Here is a 15,807-nt window from a genome sequence, read left to right as displayed (position 1 = left end):
GTGAACTGACGGCCCGTCAGGAACGGCGGGTGGGGAGATCGTCGGACCGGCACCGGGGAGGCAGCCTTACCGGGCTCCGGCCACGGGGATACTCTGGCCACCGTACCTATCGCGGGAGTCCGGGCGCACCGGGCTGAGAGGGAGGCTGGCCGGCCTCCGACCGTACGAACCTGATCCGGGTCATGCCGGCGAAGGGAGGGGCTGGACGCCCATGCACTCATCTCGGAAGGGATCCGGACGAAACGGATCCGACGTCCTCGTCATCGGGGGCGGCATCATCGGCCTGGTCACGGCCTGGCGGGCGGCCCGGCACGGGCTGCGCACCGCGCTGGCCGACCCCGACCCCGGAGGCGGCGCCGCCCGGGTCGCCGCCGGCATGCTGGCCGCCGTCACCGAACTGCACTACGGCGAGGAGACCCTGCTCGGCCTCAACGTCGCCTCCGCCGCCCGCTACCCCGCCTTCGCCGCCGAGCTCACCGAAGCCAGCGGCGGCATGGACCTCGGCTACCGCGCCTGCGGCACCCTCGCCGTCGCCCTCGACGCCGACGACCGCCTCCACCTGCGGGAACTCCACGCCCTCCAGCGCCGCTGCGGCCTGGAGTCCGAGTGGCTCACCGGCCGCGAATGCCGCCGCCTGGAGCCGATGCTCGCCCCCGGCGTACGCGGCGGGCTGCGCGTCGACGGCGACCACCAGGTCGACCCCCGCCGGCTCGCCGACGCCCTGCTGGCCGCCTGCGAGCGGGCGGGCGTCACGATCCACCGGGCCCGCGCCGAGCGGCTGCTCGTCACCGCCGACCGGGCCGCCGGGGCCCTGCTCGACGACGGCACCGAGCTGCGCGCCGACCAGGTGGTACTGGCCGCGGGCTCGCTCAGCGGCCGGCTGGCCGGCGTACCCGCCGAGGCGGTGCCGCCCGTACGGCCCGTCAAGGGCCAGGTGCTGCGGCTGGCCGTGCCGCCCGCGTACGCGCCGTTCCTGAACCGGACCGTACGGGCCGTCGTACGCGGCAGCCACGTCTACCTGGTGCCGCGCGAGAACGGCGAACTCGTCGTCGGGGCCACCAGCGAGGAACTCGGCTGGGACACCACCGTCACCGCCGGCGGGGTGTACGAGCTGCTGCGCGACGCCCACGAACTCGTACCCGGCATCACCGAACTCCCCCTCGTCGAGACCCGGGCCGGCCTGCGCCCCGGCTCCCCCGACAACGCGCCGCTGCTCGGCCCCACCGACCTCCCCGGCCTGCACCTGGCCACCGGGCACTACCGCAACGGGGTCCTGCTGACCCCGCTCACCGGCGACGTGATGGCGGAACTGCTGACCACCGGCACGGTGCCGGAGATCGCCCGCCCCTTCACCCCGCGCCGCTTCTCCACCTCGCGTCAGGAGTCTTACGCATGACCATCTCCGTCAACGGCGAACCGCGCGAGATCGCGGCCGGCACCACCCTCGACGCGGTGGTCGCCACCCTCACCACCGCCCCCTCCGGCGTGGCCGCCGCCCTCAACGAGACCGTCGTACCGCGCGGGCAGTGGCCCGCCACGGCGGTGGACGAAGGCGACCGGATCGAGATCCTCACCGCGGTCCAGGGAGGCTGAGCAGATGGCTGACGACGTCTTCACCCTGGGCGGCCGGACCTTCACCTCCCGGCTGATCATGGGCACCGGCGGTGCCCCCAGCCTGGACATCCTGGAACGCGCCCTGATCGCCTCCGGCACCGAACTGACCACGGTCGCCATGCGCCGCCTGGACCCCACCGTGCAGGGCTCCGTCCTGTCGGTCCTGTCCAAGCTGGACATCGACGTCCTCCCCAACACCGCCGGCTGCTTCACCGCCGGCGAGGCCGTCCTCACCGCCCGGCTGGCACGGGAGGCGCTGGGCACCGACTGGATCAAGCTGGAGGTCGTCGCGGACGAGCGCACCCTGCTCCCCGACGGCGTCGAGCTGCTGGACGCCGCGGAGGTCCTGGTCGACGAGGGCTTCACGGTCCTCCCGTACACCAACGACGACCCGGTCCTCGCCCGGAAGCTGGAGGACGTGGGCTGCGCGGCGATCATGCCGCTGGGCTCCCCGATCGGCTCGGGCATGGGCATCCGCAACCCGCACAACTTCGAGCTCATCGTCGAGCACGCGGGAGTCCCGGTGATCCTCGACGCGGGGGCCGGAACGGCCTCGGACGTCGCCCTGGCCATGGAACTGGGCTGCGCGGCGGTCATGCTCGCCTCGGCGGTGACCCGCGCGCAGCAGCCGGCCCTGATGGCGGCGGCCATGCGCGACGCCGTCTCGGCGGGCCGCCTGGCCCACCGCGCGGGCCGCATCCCCCAACGCCGCTTCGCCGAACCCTCCTCCCCGGCGGAGGGCCGAGCGGCCCTGGACCCGGAGCGGCCGGCGTTCTGAGGGGCGGGGGGGCACGTACGTACGTGGCTTGCGGCTCGGGCCGGCTGTCTCCCCCGCGAGGGGGTGGGGGCGGGTCGGTGTTTGCCCACCCGCCTCCCCGTCTGCGGGGCGGGGGTCGGGGGGCGGGATCTCCTCGGGCGGTAGCCGTGGAGGGTTTGGGGGTTTCCCGTCAGTCCCATCGTCCTTCCGTGTCGGGCCGCCCTGTCAAGGGCGCTCCCTTCGGTCGCGTCGCTTCGCGATCGCCTTCGGCGACCCTTGACAGGCCGTCCCGCCCCGGAAAGCCGAAAGACTGCCGGGAAACCCCCAAAAGGAACGGTCACAGGGGGAGACAGTCCAGGAGCGGGCCCGTCGGAGACGAGACGAGGGGCCGGTCGCCGGCACACCGGGCATCCGGGCCCTCAGAAGTCGTGCCTCCGGGCCGGGGGCCCGGCTACCCGCACGAAAGGCCGACCAGACCAGCCCAGGAAGCGGTCGGGCGCATCTGATCGCTACGCGCTCCTCATTCCTCAGCGTCCGACGACCGCCCTGGGCTGATGCCCGCACCAGAGGTTGATCAGATCGCTCTGGGAAGCGCTCTGGCGCTTCAGATCGCTACGCGCTCCTCTGATCTCGGCGACTGGCGGCCGTCTGGGGCTGATCAGCCAGGGTGGGGATCAGGGCTGTTCGCCCAGGGCTGCGCGGAGCCAGTCCAGTGCGCCTTGGGCGAGAAGCTCATCGGCAAGTCGCTCACCTCTTTGTGTCATCAACACGACCGCCCTTCGGGCACGTCATGGGGCGCTTGCAGCCGATCATTCCGGGGGCAGGCTGTACCTCTCCAGCGTCGCCTTGGTCGTGGACCGGTCCACCAGCCGCAGTTCCCAAGGGCCGGTGTTCACGTCGAAGTCCTTGCCGAAACCAACCCATTTGCCGGCCATGCGCCGTCCGGTCGGCTCGACGAGGAGCTGGATGGCCCCGTGGTAGCGGGCCCCGTTGTAGTAGCCGTCTGCGGCGGTCTGCTCGACCCAAGTACCTGTGACGACGTTGCGGTCGACCGTGAGGTCGAGGGTGAGCGGGCTGTCCGGGTTGCTGCTCGCCCCGGGCAGGCTCTGCACAGTCAGCCGGTTCCCGTGCTGGACGATCACCACGTAGTGCTTGCCCTCGTACGAGGCGTCCCGGCTCGAAGAGAAGAACTCGTAGCGGCTGAGCCACACCCCCGAGAAGGTCTCTTCGCCTGAAGCAGTGCCAGTTCCGGCGGTCACGCGCCTCCCTCCAGGGCAAGCAGCATCACGTCGTGCAGGGGGGCTCCAGGCCATGGCCGCGCGTCGCCCACTTTGCGGTAGCCCCATGACCGGTACGCGGCCACGGCGGGTTTGCTGTCCGGGCGGACGTTGAGCAGGACGCGTTCGGCGTTGTTGTTGGCGAGCAGGGTGTCGTGCAGGCGGCGGGCGATCCCCTGCCGACGCCAGGCGGCGCGGACGGCTAGCTCCATGAGGCCGAAGGTTCTGCGGCCGTCCTCGCGGCGCATGTCCTCGGGAACCGGCTCGGTGAGCTCGTCCCACCAGCCCGTCTTCGGGCCGAGGTGATAGCCGTAGGCCATGCCGATCGCCTCGCCGTCATGAGTGGTGGCCAGGGCGCCGACGAAGGTGCTCTTGCGGGTCTGGGACCGGAAGCGCCGGAAGGCGGCCGATACGTCCGCTTCGGTCTCTTCGTAGGGCGGTTCGGCGAAGGCTTCTGCGTAGACCGACCGGAAGGCCTCCAGGGCGTGTGCCGCAGCAGGTCCGTCGAGCCTCTCGACGGCGAACTGTGCTGACTGGCTCATTGCAGGTCCTCTCAGACGATCTCGCGAATCCGCGCGGCGCAGTCGCGGGCGGTCCGGCTCTCGATACCCGATGCCGAGCGCTGGAAATCTCGCACCTTGCCCAACAGTCGCGGAGAGGAGATACCGCCCCAGGCACCCATGACACCGTCCACCTCGGCGCATGCCTCCTCGACCTCTCCGGCCGCGAGCAGCGCATCTGCGAATCTGATGCGGTAGGAGGCGCTGTTGCGGGCCAGACCGCTACCGATGCCGCTCACTGCAGCCCGGAGGAAGGGCACTGCTCGGCCCGGCTGGTTGGCTCGCATGTACATGTCGGCGGTGGCGTAGTCCACTTCGAAGGGGCCAACGAACCTGGCCCAGTCAGGTACATCCTCGTCGCGGTCTGTGCGTCCTTGGAACTGAACGGCTCGGCTCAGGGCTCGGCGGGCACTCGGCAGGTCCCCGGAGTGAATGGCCACATTGGCACCCCGGAGTGCGATCACCAGACGAACCGTCGCACCCGCCTGCGCCCGGGCAGCAAGACGGAAGGCGTTCTCGACGGCGCTCGCCGCCTCCCACGGTCGCTGGGCCTTGATCGCCAGCAGTACGAGTGTCTCCAGCACGGAGATCTGAAGCAGGGGGTTGTCTACGAGCTGAGCAGCCGCGAGGGCTTCCATACATGCGGTCCGGCCCTCGGCGATGCGGCCTCCGTCGTAGCCATACCACGCCCGATGGCCGTGCAACTCGGCCAGCATCGTCTGAAGTTCACGGCCGACAGCCGCTGTGTACGACGCTTTGCGCAGGGCGCTGGTGATGTCCGCCTCGATGCGATCGGCCTGTGCGCTCGCCGGCACGCTCCCTTTGGCGTGATCGGTCCGGTAGAGCCCCGCAAGCCGCTGCCGCAGATGGCCGAGCTCGGCCGTACCCACCCGCATCCCCGACGCGGCGGGCATGAGAGTCGCAGCCATGAGCGCACCCGCGTCCGCGACGAAGGTCCTCCTCTTCACCGCTCCAGAGTCGCTGACCGGCTCCGCAACCGTCAGGCGATACAGAGGTACCTCAAACCCCATCTCCGCAAGCGGGACACCGAACATCGCTTCCAGCACAGCCTGTTGCCCCGGATGCGGCAGCGGCGGCGGTGTCTCGTTCTCCCATCGCCGCAGCTGGCGCACGCTCACCGCAGCAGCAATGCCGAGCCGCGCCGCCTCGGCTGCGAACGCGGCAACGAACGACGCTTGCGTATACCCCGCCGCCTGGCGTAACAGGACCAGCTTCCTCACAGCCGATTCACCCTCCGTACATCGCTCGTCACGCATCCAGATTATGGACGGCCGCTCGGCCACGAGGGAAAACGTCCGCCTGAACGTCCGCCCTCTCGGCGCCCGTGTCACCTCCACAGACGCTGGACTTGGTCCCACGCCCGTGAAAGGCAGGAGGCCCCATGACTGCGACCCATGACCAGACCGCGCAAGACGAACCCTGGCCACGGCCGGAGGCCGACACCGGACCCAGCCAAGAACTCCTGGACCGTGCCCTTGCCGGCTGGGAGCGGTTCCTCAACACCTTCGAGGGGGCATCCGATGAGTGAGTGCTACGAGTACGTCCCCCACCGCCTCCTCCGCCAGCGTGTCCGCGACATCGCCTCGGGCACCGAGGGCGTGTTGATGGCGGTCATCAACGAGAACGTCTCCGATTCCGCCGCCCATGAGCGCTGGATGGAGCTGGCCTACATCCGCAACGCCTCCGGCCGTGAGTTCACCACCGCCGCCACCAACGTCGAACCCGCCTACGACCAGCCACAGACGGCCGCCGGCCGCCGAGACCAGAGGAGCGCGTAGCGATCTGATGCGCCTGCCGGACCTCTGGGCTGATCTTTTCGGCCTCTGGTGCGGGTATCAGCCCAAGGCGGTCGTCGGACGCTGAGGAATGAGGAGCGCGTAGCGATCAGACGCGCCTGGCGGCTCCCTGGGCTGCTCTGGTCGGCCTCTCGTGCGGATAGCCGCCTCCCCCGGCCCGGAGTCATGACATCTGAGGGCCGTATGCCCGGTGTGCCGGCGCCCGGCCCCTCGTCTCGTCTCCGACGGGCCCGCTCCTGGCCTCTCTCCCCCTGTGACCGTTCCTTTTGGGGGTTTCCCGGCAGTCTTTCGGCATTCCGGGGCGGGACGGCCTGTCAAGGGTCGCCGAAGGCGATCGCGAAGCGACGCGACCGCAGGGAGCGCCCTTGACAGGGCGGCCCGACACGGAAGGACGATGGGACTGACGGGAAACCCCCAAACCCTCCCTGCTCCCGTTCAAGGAGATCCCGCCCCCAGCCCACCGGCCCGCAGACAAGGGGGCGGGTGGGCAAACACCGACCCGCCCCCACCCCCTCGCGGGGGAGACAGTCGGCCCGAGCCGCAAGCCCCGTACCCCACACCCCGGACCGCCCCCATGTCACGGCTGGGCTGCAAGCGTGGACGTCCCGGACGGGGTCGGCGGGGCGGCTCGTAGAATCGCCGGGTGGATACGACCCTGGATGACCCCCTCGTCGGGCGCGTGCTCGACGGCCGCTACCGCGTCGACGCCCGTATCGCGGCCGGCGGAATGGCGACGGTCTACCGGGCCGTCGACACCCGGCTCGACCGGGTGCTCGCGCTGAAGATCATGCACCCGGACCTGGCCGCCGACGCCGCCTTCGTGGACCGTTTCATCCGCGAGGCCAAGTCCGTGGCCCGCCTCGCGCACCCGAACGTCGTGGCCGTCTTCGACCAGGGCACGGACGGGCCGTACACCTACCTCGCGATGGAGTACGTCTCCGGCTGCACCCTGCGCGACGTCCTGCGCGAGCGCGGGGCGCTCCAGCCGCGGGCCGCCCTGGACATCCTGGAGCCGGTCCTCGCCGCACTCGGCACCGCCCACCGGGCCGGTTTCGTGCACCGGGACATGAAGCCCGAGAACGTCCTGATCGGCGACGACGGCAGCGTCAAGGTCGCCGACTTCGGCCTCGTCCGCTCCGTGGACTCGGCCACCAACACCACCGGTTCCGTCCTCGGCACCGTCTCCTACCTCGCGCCCGAGCAGATCGAGGACGGGATCACCGACACCCGCGCGGACGTCTACGCCTGCGGTGTCGTCCTGTACGAGATGCTCACCGGCTCCAAGCCGCACACCGGCGGCACCCCCGCCCAGGTGCTGTACCAGCACCTCAACGAGGACGTTCCGGCCCCGTCGGCCGCCGTCCCCGGGCTGCCCGCCGCGCTCGACGAGCTGGTCGCGCACGCCGCCGCCCGCAGCCCCGAGCTGCGCCCGTACGACGCCGCTGCCCTGCTCGGCCTGACCCGGGAGGCCCGGGCCCGGCTGAGCGAGGCCGAGCTGGACGCCGTACCGCCGCAGGCGCGGGCGCAGGAGCGGTCCGCGACCGAGGACCGCACCAGCGTGATCCCGCGGCCGGTGGGGCAGGGCGGGCCCGTGCACCACACCTCCCGGCTGGAGCGTCCGCCGGCCCCCGCGCAGCAGACCGCCGCTCAGGCCCCGCCGCGACGGGTGCCGCAGCGCGGGATGCTGCTCGTCATCGCGGCCGTCCTGCTCGTCCTCGGCATCGGCGGCGGTGTCTGGTACATCAACTCCGGCCAGTTCACCAAGGTCCCCAACCTCCTCGGCAAGACGGAGGCCCAGGCCCGCGACGAGCTGTCGGCCGCGGGCCTCGGCGTCGAGAAGGTCGACCGGAAGTTCAGCGAGGCGTTCGAGCGCGGCACGGTCATGGAGACCAGCCCCGGCGGCGGCAAGCAGATCCGCGGCAACGGCGCGGTCGCCCTCACCGTTTCGCGGGGTCCCGAGGTCGTCAGCGTGCCCGACCTCAAGGGCAGGTCGCTGGAGGAGGCCAAGGAGGAGCTGACGAAGGCGGGGCTGGCCCCCGGCATCGTCTCTCAGGCCTTCAGCCAGGACGTCGCCCAGGGCTCGGTGATCAGCACCGACCCGGCGGGCGGCCAGAAGCGGGCCCCCGACTCGGCGGTCGCGCTCCTGGTCAGCAAGGGCCGCCCGGTGCAGGTCCCGAGCGTGACGGGCAAGTCCGCGGACCAGGCGCGGGCCGCGCTGGAGGCGGTCGGCCTGAAGGTCGAGACGGCCCCCGAGCAGGTGAACTCCCCCTCGCCGGCCGGTACGGTCGCCAACCAGTCGGCCGCCGCCGGCACCCAGGCCGCGGCGGGCGACACGGTCACGCTGACCCTGTCGAAGGGCCCCCGCCAGGTGCAGGTCCCGAACGTCGCCGGGCAGGACGTGGAGGTGGCCCGCAAGACGCTGGAGGCCCTGGGCTTCAAGGTGAAGGTGGACCGCCCCTTCCTCTCCTTCAGCAACACCGTGGACACCCAGTCGGTGCCCGCCGGCCAGAGCGCGCCCGAGGGCAGCACGATCACCGTCAAGACCAAGGGACTCTGAGCGCCAGTGACACGCAATCCCGTGGGCGGGCACGTCCCCGTCGCCGGCGGGCTGGCCTCGGTCGGCCTCACCTACGCCCGTGAGATGGGCGCGGAGGCCGTGCAGGTCTTCGTCGCCAACCCGCGCGGCTGGGCCACCCCGACCGGTAACCCGGCGCAGGACGAGCTGTTCCGCGCCCAGTGCGCCGAGGAGTCGATCCCGGCGTACGTGCACGCCCCGTACCTGATCAACTTCGGCTCGCACACCGAGGCGACCGTCGAGAAGTCCGTGGAGTCCCTGCGCCACTCGTTGCGCCGGGGCCGGGAGATCGGTGCCCTCGGGGTGGTCGTGCACACCGGCTCGGCCACCGGGGGCCGCCCGCGCGAGGCGGCGTACGCGCAGGTCAGGGAGCACATGCTGCCGCTGCTGGACGAGCTGACGCACGACGACGACCCGTTCCTGCTGCTGGAGTCCACGGCGGGGCAGGGCTCCTCGCTGTGTTCGCGCACCTGGGACTTCGGCCCGTACTTCGAGGCGCTCGACCACCACCCGAAGCTCGGCATCTGCCTGGACACGTGCCACATCTTCGCGGCGGGGCACGACCTCGCCGAGCCGGGCGGCACCAAGCAGACGCTGGACCTGCTGGTGGAGACGGTCGGCGCGGGCCGGCTGAAGCTGATCCACGCCAACGACTCCAAGGAGGGCGTCGGCGCCCACAAGGACCGGCACGCCAACATCGGGCAGGGCCACATCGGCCGGGATGCCTTCGCCGAGCTGTTCTCGCACCCGGAGATGGACGGCGTCCCGCTGATCATCGAGACGCCGGGCGGCAAGGAGGGGCACGCGGCCGACGTGGCGCTGCTGAAGGAGCTCCGCGACCTCCACTGACCGCTCGAAGATCTGTTGAGGAATACCCCAGGGGGGTATACGGTTCTGTCGTACCGACGGGACCGCTACCAGGCGTTCCCCTCAGGCTTTCGGGGGTTGTCATGGAGCACGAGCACGAGCACGGAAACCACGAGCACCACCAGCACCACGCCCACCACGAGCACCACAGCGGACCCGAGCACCAGGGCCACGGCGAGCACCAGCACCACGACGCCCACGCCGGCCACAACGCCCACGCCGGCCACACCCCCGGCGGGAAGGTCAGCTGGGCCATGGCGGCCCGGGCGACCCTGCACTGCCTCACCGGCTGCGCCATCGGCGAGGTCCTCGGCATGATCGTCGGCACCGCGCTGGGCTGGGGGAACGTCGCGACGATGATCCTGGCGATCATCCTCGCCTTCTTCTTCGGCTACGCACTCACCCTGCGCGGGATCCTCGCCGCAGGCGTGGACTTCCGTTCGGCCGTCCGGGTGGCGCTGGCCGCGGACACCCTGTCGATCGCGGTCATGGAGCTGGTCGACAACGGGGTGATCGCCCTGTGGCCCGGCGCGATGGACGCCCACCTGTCGGAGCCGCTGTTCTGGACGGTGCTGGCGATCTCGCTCGCCGTCGCCTTCGTCCTGACCACCCCGGTCAACAAGTGGATGATCGGCCGCGGCAAGGGCCACGCCGTCGTCCACCAGTACCACCACTGAGCTACGGGGCTACGGGGCTACGGCTACAGCTCCGGGCCGTCGCCCGGTTCCTCCTGGTACGAGTAGCGCTGCTCCCGCCAGGGGTCGCCGATGTTGTGGTAGCCGCGCTCCTCCCAGAAGCCGCGGCGGTCGGCGGTCATGTACTCCACGCCGCGGACCCACTTCGGGCCCTTCCAGGCGTACAGGTGCGGGACCACGAGCCGCAGCGGGAAGCCGTGCTCGGCCGTCAGCAGTTCGCCGCCCATGTGGGTGGCGAAGACGGTCCGGTCGGAGGCGAAGTCGGCCAGTCTCATGTTGGAGCTGAAGCCGTACTCGGCCCACACCATCACGTGCGTGACCTGCGGGGCCGGCGGGGCCAGCTCCAGTACGGTGCGCGCCAGCACGCCGCCCCATTCGGCGCCCGTCATGCTGAACCTGGTGACGCAGTGCAGATCGGCCTCGACGGAGTCGAAGGGCAGGGCCGCGAACTCCTCGTGGTTCCAGCAGCGCTTCTCGCCGTCCGCCGTCGCGCCGAAGACGCGGAACTCCCAGCGGTCCGGCTTGAACTTGGGCACGGGACCGTAGTGGGTGACGGGCCAACCCCTCTGCAACCGCTGCCCCGGAGGGAGCTCGAGCTGCTCTGCTCCCGGAGATTCCCGGCTTTCCGGCTGACCCATGCCTCCATGGTGACAGACGTGGCGGGGTGGTCACGACCAGGTACGACCCGCGGTACGACCCGCAGTACGACCCGATTCGGGCAAGTCCCGGTAACTCACACTAAGGAGGCACTTACTGGACGCCTCAGGGCGGCAGTGCAAGGATGCGCGCACTGCCAGTCACCAGCCCAGTCACTAGCCCATTCACTAGCTGACATTGCTTGGAAGGAGCCTCTGCGATGCAGGGCGACCCCGAGGTCCTCGAATTCCTCAACGAGCAGCTGACCGGCGAGCTCACGGCCATCAACCAGTACTGGCTGCACTACCGCATCCAGGACAACAAGGGGTGGACCAAGCTCGCCAAGTACACGCGTGAAGAGTCCATCGACGAGATGAAGCACGCGGACAAGATCACCGAGCGCATCCTCATGCTCGACGGCCTGCCGAACTACCAGCGCCTCTTCCACGTACGCGTGGGACAGACGATCACGGAGATGTTCCAGGCGGACCGGCAGGTCGAGGTCGAGGCCATCGACCGCCTCAAGCGCGGCATCGAGGTCATGCGCGGGAAGGGCGACATCACGTCCGCCCGCCTCTTCGAGGAGATCCTGGAGGACGAGGAGCACCACATCGACTACCTCGACACCCAGCTGGAGCTCATCGAGTCCCTCGGCGAGGCGCTGTACATCGCGCAGCTCATCGAGCAGCCGAGCTAGCAGCCCTCAGGCGGCCTCGGCCAGCTCCGGTACGGGTGCCCCTGCAGGATCGGCGGCGAGGACGGCCGCGGCGCTGCCCTTCTCCACCAGCTCCCGGCGGGGGCAGGCCCCGCGGCCGAGGATGCCCTGGATGGTGCGTACGCAGGAGCCGCAGTCGGTGCCGGCCTTGGTGGCCGAGGCGATCTGGCGGGGGGTGCAGGCCCCGGCAGCCGCGTGTTCCTTCACCTGCTTGTCGGTGACGCCGAAGCAAGAGCAGACGTACACGCGGTTCACCTCCCTGGAGCGGAACGGTTCGGCAGGCCATCCCCTATTCGGTGAGGCTTACCTAACCGTACCCAAAGTTAGGGTCCCCTAAAAGACCCGGGTACGACGATGGGGCGCGGATCACATCGATCCGCGCCCCATCGTCGTAGGAAGGTACCTACTGATCGCGACTACTGGTCGCGGTACATCTCGGCGACCAGGAAGGCCAGGTCCAGGGACTGGCTGCGGTTGAGACGCGGGTCGCAGGCCGTCTCGTAGCGCTGGTGCAGGTCGTCGACGAAGATCTCGTCGCCGCCGCCCACGCACTCGGTGACGTCGTCACCGGTGAGCTCGACGTGGATGCCGCCCGGGTGGGTGCCCAGCGCCTTGTGGACCTCGAAGAAGCCCTTGACCTCGTCGAGCACGTCGTCGAAACGGCGCGTCTTGTGGCCGGAGGCGGCCTCGAAGGTGTTGCCGTGCATCGGGTCGGTGACCCACGCGACGGTCGCACCGGACGCGGTGACCTTCTCGACCAGCTCGGGGAGCTTGTCGCGGACCTTGTCGGCGCCCATGCGGACGACGAAGGTCAGCCGACCCGGCTCGCGCTCGGGGTCCAGGCGGTCGATGTACGTCAGCGCCTCGTCCACCGAGGTGGTCGGGCCGAGCTTGATGCCGATCGGGTTGGCGATCTGCGCGCAGAACTCGATGTGCGCGTGGTCCAGCTGGCGGGTGCGCTCACCGATCCAGACCATGTGGCCGGAGGTGTCGTACAGCTTGCCGGTGCGCGAGTCCGTACGGGTGAGGGCGCCCTCGTAGTCCAGCAGCAGCGCCTCGTGCGAGGAGTAGAACTCCACCGCCTTGAACTCGGCCGGGTCGGTGCCACAGGCCTTCATGAAGTTCAGGGCGTTGTCGATCTCCCGCGCGAGCTGCTCGTAGCGCTGCCCGGACGGGGAGGACTTCACGAAGTCCTGGTTCCAGGCGTGCACCTGGCGCAGGTCGGCGTAACCACCGGTGGTGAAGGCGCGCACCAGGTTCAGCGTCGAGGCCGACGCGTGGTACATGCGCTTCAGGCGCTCCGGGTCCGGGACGCGGGCCTCTTCGGTGAAGGCGAAGCCGTTGACGGAGTCGCCGCGGTACGTCGGCAGGGTGACGCCGTCGCGGGTCTCGGTGTCCTTGGAGCGGGGCTTGGAGTACTGGCCCGCGATGCGGCCGACCTTCACGACGGGCACGGAGGCCGCGTACGTGAGGACGGCGCTCATCTGGAGCAGGGTCTTCAGCTTGGCGCGGATGTGGTCGGCGGAGACGGCGTCGAAGGCCTCGGCGCAGTCGCCGCCCTGGAGCAGGAACGCCTCGCCCTTGGCGACGGCTCCCAGACGGGCGCGCAGCTGGTCGCACTCGCCCGCGAAGACGAGCGGAGGATACGACTCGAGGTCCGCGACGACAGCGCGCAGGGCCTCGGCATCGGGGTACGAAGGCTGCTGCGCCGCGGGAAGGTCTCGCCAGGTCGCCTTGGCGGCGAGGGCTTGGTTTTCAGCGTTCACGGTCACCTCGTACACATTACGTCGTCATTCGCCGTGTCCGGCCGGACGCCCACCTGATGAGACGGTGTCGTTCGAGGCCGTTCGAAGGCCCAGGGCCCCGGGATGAACGGAATGCAAGGTTCACATGTCGGAAAAGGTCAGATGCAGCGGAAGCGCTTCGCGGTGGGCTAGGGTGCCTCCCATGTACGCGCACGCCAACCTGAACTGGTGGTGGCCCGCTCCCGGCGGCCCACTCCCCTCGCGTACCCACTGACACGAGCGAAGCGCAGGCCGCCCCGAGGGGCGGCCTTTTGCGTGTGCCGACACGGGCCGTCCCTCCCTCCGACACCCCACCGGAAGGACGCCCCCATGACCCGCCCCACACCCCGCCCCGCACCCCGCCGCTCTTTCGACCTCGCCCGGCTCCTCGACGACTCCGCCCCGCCCTTCGCCCTGCTGCGCCGGCGGACCCCGGGCCGCGACCACGACACCGTCGAGGTGCTCCTCGGCCCGGTCCACGAGGCCGGCCGGCTCGCCGACCTGCCCGTACGGGAGCTCCCCACCCTCGCCCTGGTGCCCTTCCGGCAGATCCGCGAGCGCGGCTTCGACGTCCGCGACGACGGCACGCCGCTGGCGGTGCTGACCGCCGAGGAGGCGTACGAGATCCCGCTCGCGCAGGCGCTGGCCGGGCTCCCGGACCACCGCGTCCGGGTGGACGGCGGCGGCTTCGACGTCCCCGACGAGGAGTACGCGGCCACCGTCGACCGGGTGATCCGCGAGGAGATCGGCCGCGGCGAGGGCGCGAACTTCGTGATCCGGCGCACCTACGAGGGCCGGATCGACGGCTTCGGCCGGGCCGACGCGCTGGCCCTGTTCCGGCGGCTGCTGGAGGGCGAGCGCGGCGCGTACTGGACGTACGTGGTCCACACCCCGGACCGCACCCTCGTCGGGGCCAGCCCCGAGGTGCACGTGCGGATGTCCGGCGGCACGGTCGTGATGAACCCGATCAGCGGCACCTACCGCTACCCGGACTCCGGCCCGACCGCCGAGTCGCTCCTCGCCTTCCTCGCCGACCGCAAGGAGACCGAGGAGCTGTCGATGGTGGTCGACGAGGAACTGAAGATGATGTGCACCGTCGGCGACATGGGCGGGGTGGTGGTCGGCCCCCGCCTGAAGGAGATGTCCCACCTCGCGCACACCGAGTACGAACTGCGCGGACGCTCCTCGCTGGACGTCCGGGAGGTGCTGCGGGAGACCATGTTCGCGGCGACGGTGACGGGCTCGCCCGTACAGAACGCCTGCCGGGTGATCGAGCGGTACGAGAGCGGCGGCCGCGGCTACTACGCGGGCGCGCTGGCACTGCTCGGCCTGGACGCGGCCGGCGCCCAGACCCTGGACTCCCCCATCCTGATCCGCACGGCCGACATCGCCCCCGACGGGGCGCTGCGGGTGCCGGTCGGCGCCACCCTGGTCCGCCACTCGGACCCGCTCGGCGAGGTGGCCGAGACCCACGCCAAGGCCGCCGGGGTGCTGGCGGCCCTGGGCGTACGGCCGGCCGCGCCCCGGCCGGCGTTCGACGGGGCCGGGCTGGCCGACGACCCCCGGGTGCAGGCGGCCCTCGCCTCGCGGCGGGCGGACCTGGCGCCGTTCTGGCTCCGCATGCAGGAGCGGCCGGCGGACGCCGCCGGGCACGCGCTGGTGATCGACGCGGAGGACACCTTCACGGCGATGCTGGCCCACGTGCTGCGGGTGGCCGGGCTGGAGGTGACCGTACGCCGCTACGACGACCCCGGACTGCGGCCCCTCGCCCTGGCCTGGGACGGCCCGGTCGTCCTCGGCCCGGGCCCGGGGAACCCTGCGGACGCGGCCGACCCCAGGATGCGGATGCTGCGCGGGCTGGCGCGGGAGCTGCTCACCTCCCACCGCGGGGGGCTGCTGGGGGTGTGCCTCGGGCACGAGCTGATCGCGGCGGAGCTGGGGCTGCCGCTGGTACGGAAGGCCGAGCCGGCGCAGGGGGCGCAGGTGGTGGTCGACCTGTTCGGCACGCCGGAGGTGGTGGGCTTCTACAACACGTACGCGGCGTCGTGCGACGCGGAGGCGGAGGCGGAACTCGCGGCGCACGGGGTGGAGGTGTCGCGTGACGCCGTCACGGGGGAGGTCCACGCGGTCCGCTGCGCGGCGCGGGGCTTCGCGGGGGTCCAGTTCCACCCGGAGTCGGTGCTCACCCTGCGTGGGGCGGAGCTGGTGTCCGCCGCCGTCCGGTCGGTGACGGGGGCCGCCAGGCCGGCGTAGCCGGGGGCCCGGGACCGGGGGCGGAGCCGGGGGCGCCGCCAGTGCGGGCCGTAGCCCTGCGGGGCGAGGTCCCCTACCCGCCCTTCGCCCGTTCCCAGGGGCTCCGCCCCTGACCCGGATACGGGCGCTGCGCGCCCGTCGCCTCAAACGCCGGCGAGGCTGAAATCAGCCTCGCCGGCGTTTGAGGCGCGGGGGCCGGGGGGGGCCGGGGGGCGGGGGGAAGGGGGGGTTGGGGGCGCGCCCCCCGCCGGTAGGGA

At 71.3% G+C, this 15,807-nt stretch carries 15 protein-coding genes, 1 pseudogene and 1 riboswitch; of the genes and pseudogenes, 10 read left to right on the top strand and 6 right to left on the bottom strand.

Annotation, left to right across the window (positions count from 1 at the left end; translation table 11 throughout):
- The first annotated feature begins 101 nt into the window (after window positions 1–101).
- A riboswitch (TPP riboswitch) is annotated at window positions 102–214 on the top strand.
- From thiO to ACQKM2_RS27565, 3 genes are all read left to right on the top strand, one after another.
- Window positions 212–1,396 carry a glycine oxidase ThiO gene (thiO, locus tag ACQKM2_RS27575; protein WP_427714459.1) on the top strand — a complete coding sequence of 395 codons (1,185 nt, stop codon included), beginning with the start codon at window positions 212–214 and terminating at the stop codon, window positions 1,394–1,396. It overlaps the preceding riboswitch by 3 nt.
- Window positions 1,393–1,593: a sulfur carrier protein ThiS gene (gene thiS, locus ACQKM2_RS27570; protein ID WP_427714458.1), complete on the top strand. Its 201-nt coding sequence runs from the start codon at window positions 1,393–1,395 to the stop codon at window positions 1,591–1,593. Before thiO ends, thiS begins: the two co-directional genes overlap by 4 nt.
- Before the next feature lie 4 nt (window positions 1,594–1,597).
- Window positions 1,598–2,392: a thiazole synthase gene (locus ACQKM2_RS27565; RefSeq protein ID WP_427714457.1), complete on the top strand. Its 795-nt coding sequence runs from the start codon at window positions 1,598–1,600 to the stop codon at window positions 2,390–2,392.
- 788 nt (window positions 2,393–3,180) lie between these two features.
- Here ACQKM2_RS27565 and ACQKM2_RS27560 read toward each other — a convergent pair.
- The 3 genes and pseudogenes from ACQKM2_RS27560 to ACQKM2_RS27550 all read right to left on the bottom strand — a co-directional run.
- Window positions 3,181–3,627: pseudogene (locus ACQKM2_RS27560) on the bottom strand (XRE family transcriptional regulator); the annotation flags it as partial.
- Window positions 3,627–4,190: a GNAT family N-acetyltransferase gene (locus ACQKM2_RS27555; protein WP_427714456.1), complete on the bottom strand. Its 564-nt coding sequence runs from the start codon at window positions 4,188–4,190 to the stop codon at window positions 3,627–3,629. The pseudogene ACQKM2_RS27560 and the gene ACQKM2_RS27555, both read right to left, overlap by 1 nt.
- An 11-nt stretch (window positions 4,191–4,201) precedes the next feature.
- Entirely contained in the window at window positions 4,202–5,449 is a 1,248-nt protein-coding gene (locus tag ACQKM2_RS27550) for a hypothetical protein (protein ID WP_427714455.1), read from the bottom strand.
- A 161-nt stretch (window positions 5,450–5,610) separates the two neighbouring features.
- Between ACQKM2_RS27550 and ACQKM2_RS27545 the strand changes: the two genes are divergently transcribed.
- From ACQKM2_RS27545 to ACQKM2_RS27525, 5 genes are all read left to right on the top strand, one after another.
- Entirely contained in the window at window positions 5,611–5,757 is a 147-nt protein-coding gene (locus tag ACQKM2_RS27545) for a hypothetical protein (protein ID WP_427714454.1), read from the top strand.
- A complete protein-coding gene (locus tag ACQKM2_RS27540; RefSeq protein WP_427714453.1) occupies window positions 5,750–6,007 on the top strand; it encodes a hypothetical protein in 258 nt (85 codons plus the stop codon). The genes ACQKM2_RS27545 and ACQKM2_RS27540 overlap by 8 nt, the downstream gene beginning before the upstream one ends.
- A 661-nt stretch (window positions 6,008–6,668) precedes the next feature.
- Complete coding sequence (gene pknB / locus ACQKM2_RS27535; protein WP_427714452.1) at window positions 6,669–8,582, top strand: Stk1 family PASTA domain-containing Ser/Thr kinase; 1,914 nt, start codon at window positions 6,669–6,671, stop codon at window positions 8,580–8,582.
- A gap of 6 nt (window positions 8,583–8,588) precedes the next feature.
- Window positions 8,589–9,449: a deoxyribonuclease IV gene (locus tag ACQKM2_RS27530; protein ID WP_427714451.1), complete on the top strand. Its 861-nt coding sequence runs from the start codon at window positions 8,589–8,591 to the stop codon at window positions 9,447–9,449.
- A gap of 101 nt (window positions 9,450–9,550) precedes the next feature.
- Window positions 9,551–10,144 (top strand): DUF4396 domain-containing protein, encoded by a 594-nt coding sequence (locus ACQKM2_RS27525; protein WP_427714450.1) that lies wholly within the window; start codon window positions 9,551–9,553, stop codon window positions 10,142–10,144.
- Window positions 10,145–10,167: 23 nt separating this feature from the next.
- Here ACQKM2_RS27525 and ACQKM2_RS27520 read toward each other — a convergent pair whose 3' ends face one another.
- On the bottom strand, window positions 10,168–10,800 hold the full coding sequence (locus ACQKM2_RS27520) for a sulfite oxidase-like oxidoreductase (RefSeq protein ID WP_427714449.1): 633 nt from the start codon (window positions 10,798–10,800) through the stop codon (window positions 10,168–10,170).
- A gap of 218 nt (window positions 10,801–11,018) precedes the next feature.
- Here ACQKM2_RS27520 and bfr point away from each other — a divergent pair, with 218 nt between their 5' ends.
- A complete protein-coding gene (gene bfr, locus ACQKM2_RS27515; protein ID WP_030037303.1) occupies window positions 11,019–11,495 on the top strand; it encodes a bacterioferritin in 477 nt (158 codons plus the stop codon).
- 6 nt (window positions 11,496–11,501) lie between these two features.
- Here the strand turns inward: bfr and ACQKM2_RS27510 are convergent, their stop codons facing one another.
- Both ACQKM2_RS27510 and ACQKM2_RS27505 read right to left on the bottom strand, forming a co-directional pair.
- Entirely contained in the window at window positions 11,502–11,759 is a 258-nt protein-coding gene (locus ACQKM2_RS27510; protein ID WP_427714448.1) for a (2Fe-2S)-binding protein, read from the bottom strand.
- A gap of 170 nt (window positions 11,760–11,929) precedes the next feature.
- A complete protein-coding gene (locus ACQKM2_RS27505) occupies window positions 11,930–13,294 on the bottom strand; it encodes a class II 3-deoxy-7-phosphoheptulonate synthase (RefSeq protein WP_427714447.1) in 1,365 nt (454 codons plus the stop codon).
- 333 nt (window positions 13,295–13,627) lie between these two features.
- Between ACQKM2_RS27505 and ACQKM2_RS27500 the strand changes: the two genes are divergently transcribed.
- Complete coding sequence (locus tag ACQKM2_RS27500) at window positions 13,628–15,550, top strand: anthranilate synthase family protein (protein ID WP_427714445.1); 1,923 nt, start codon at window positions 13,628–13,630, stop codon at window positions 15,548–15,550.
- The last annotated feature ends 257 nt before the right edge of the window (window positions 15,551–15,807 follow it).

The sequence above is a fragment of the Streptomyces sp. NPDC004126 genome (assembly GCF_050275515.1).
Lineage (GTDB): Bacteria > Actinomycetota > Actinomycetes > Streptomycetales > Streptomycetaceae > Streptomyces.
Note: the sequence above shows the minus strand (reverse complement) of the source record. Positions and strands in the feature narration are given on the sequence as shown.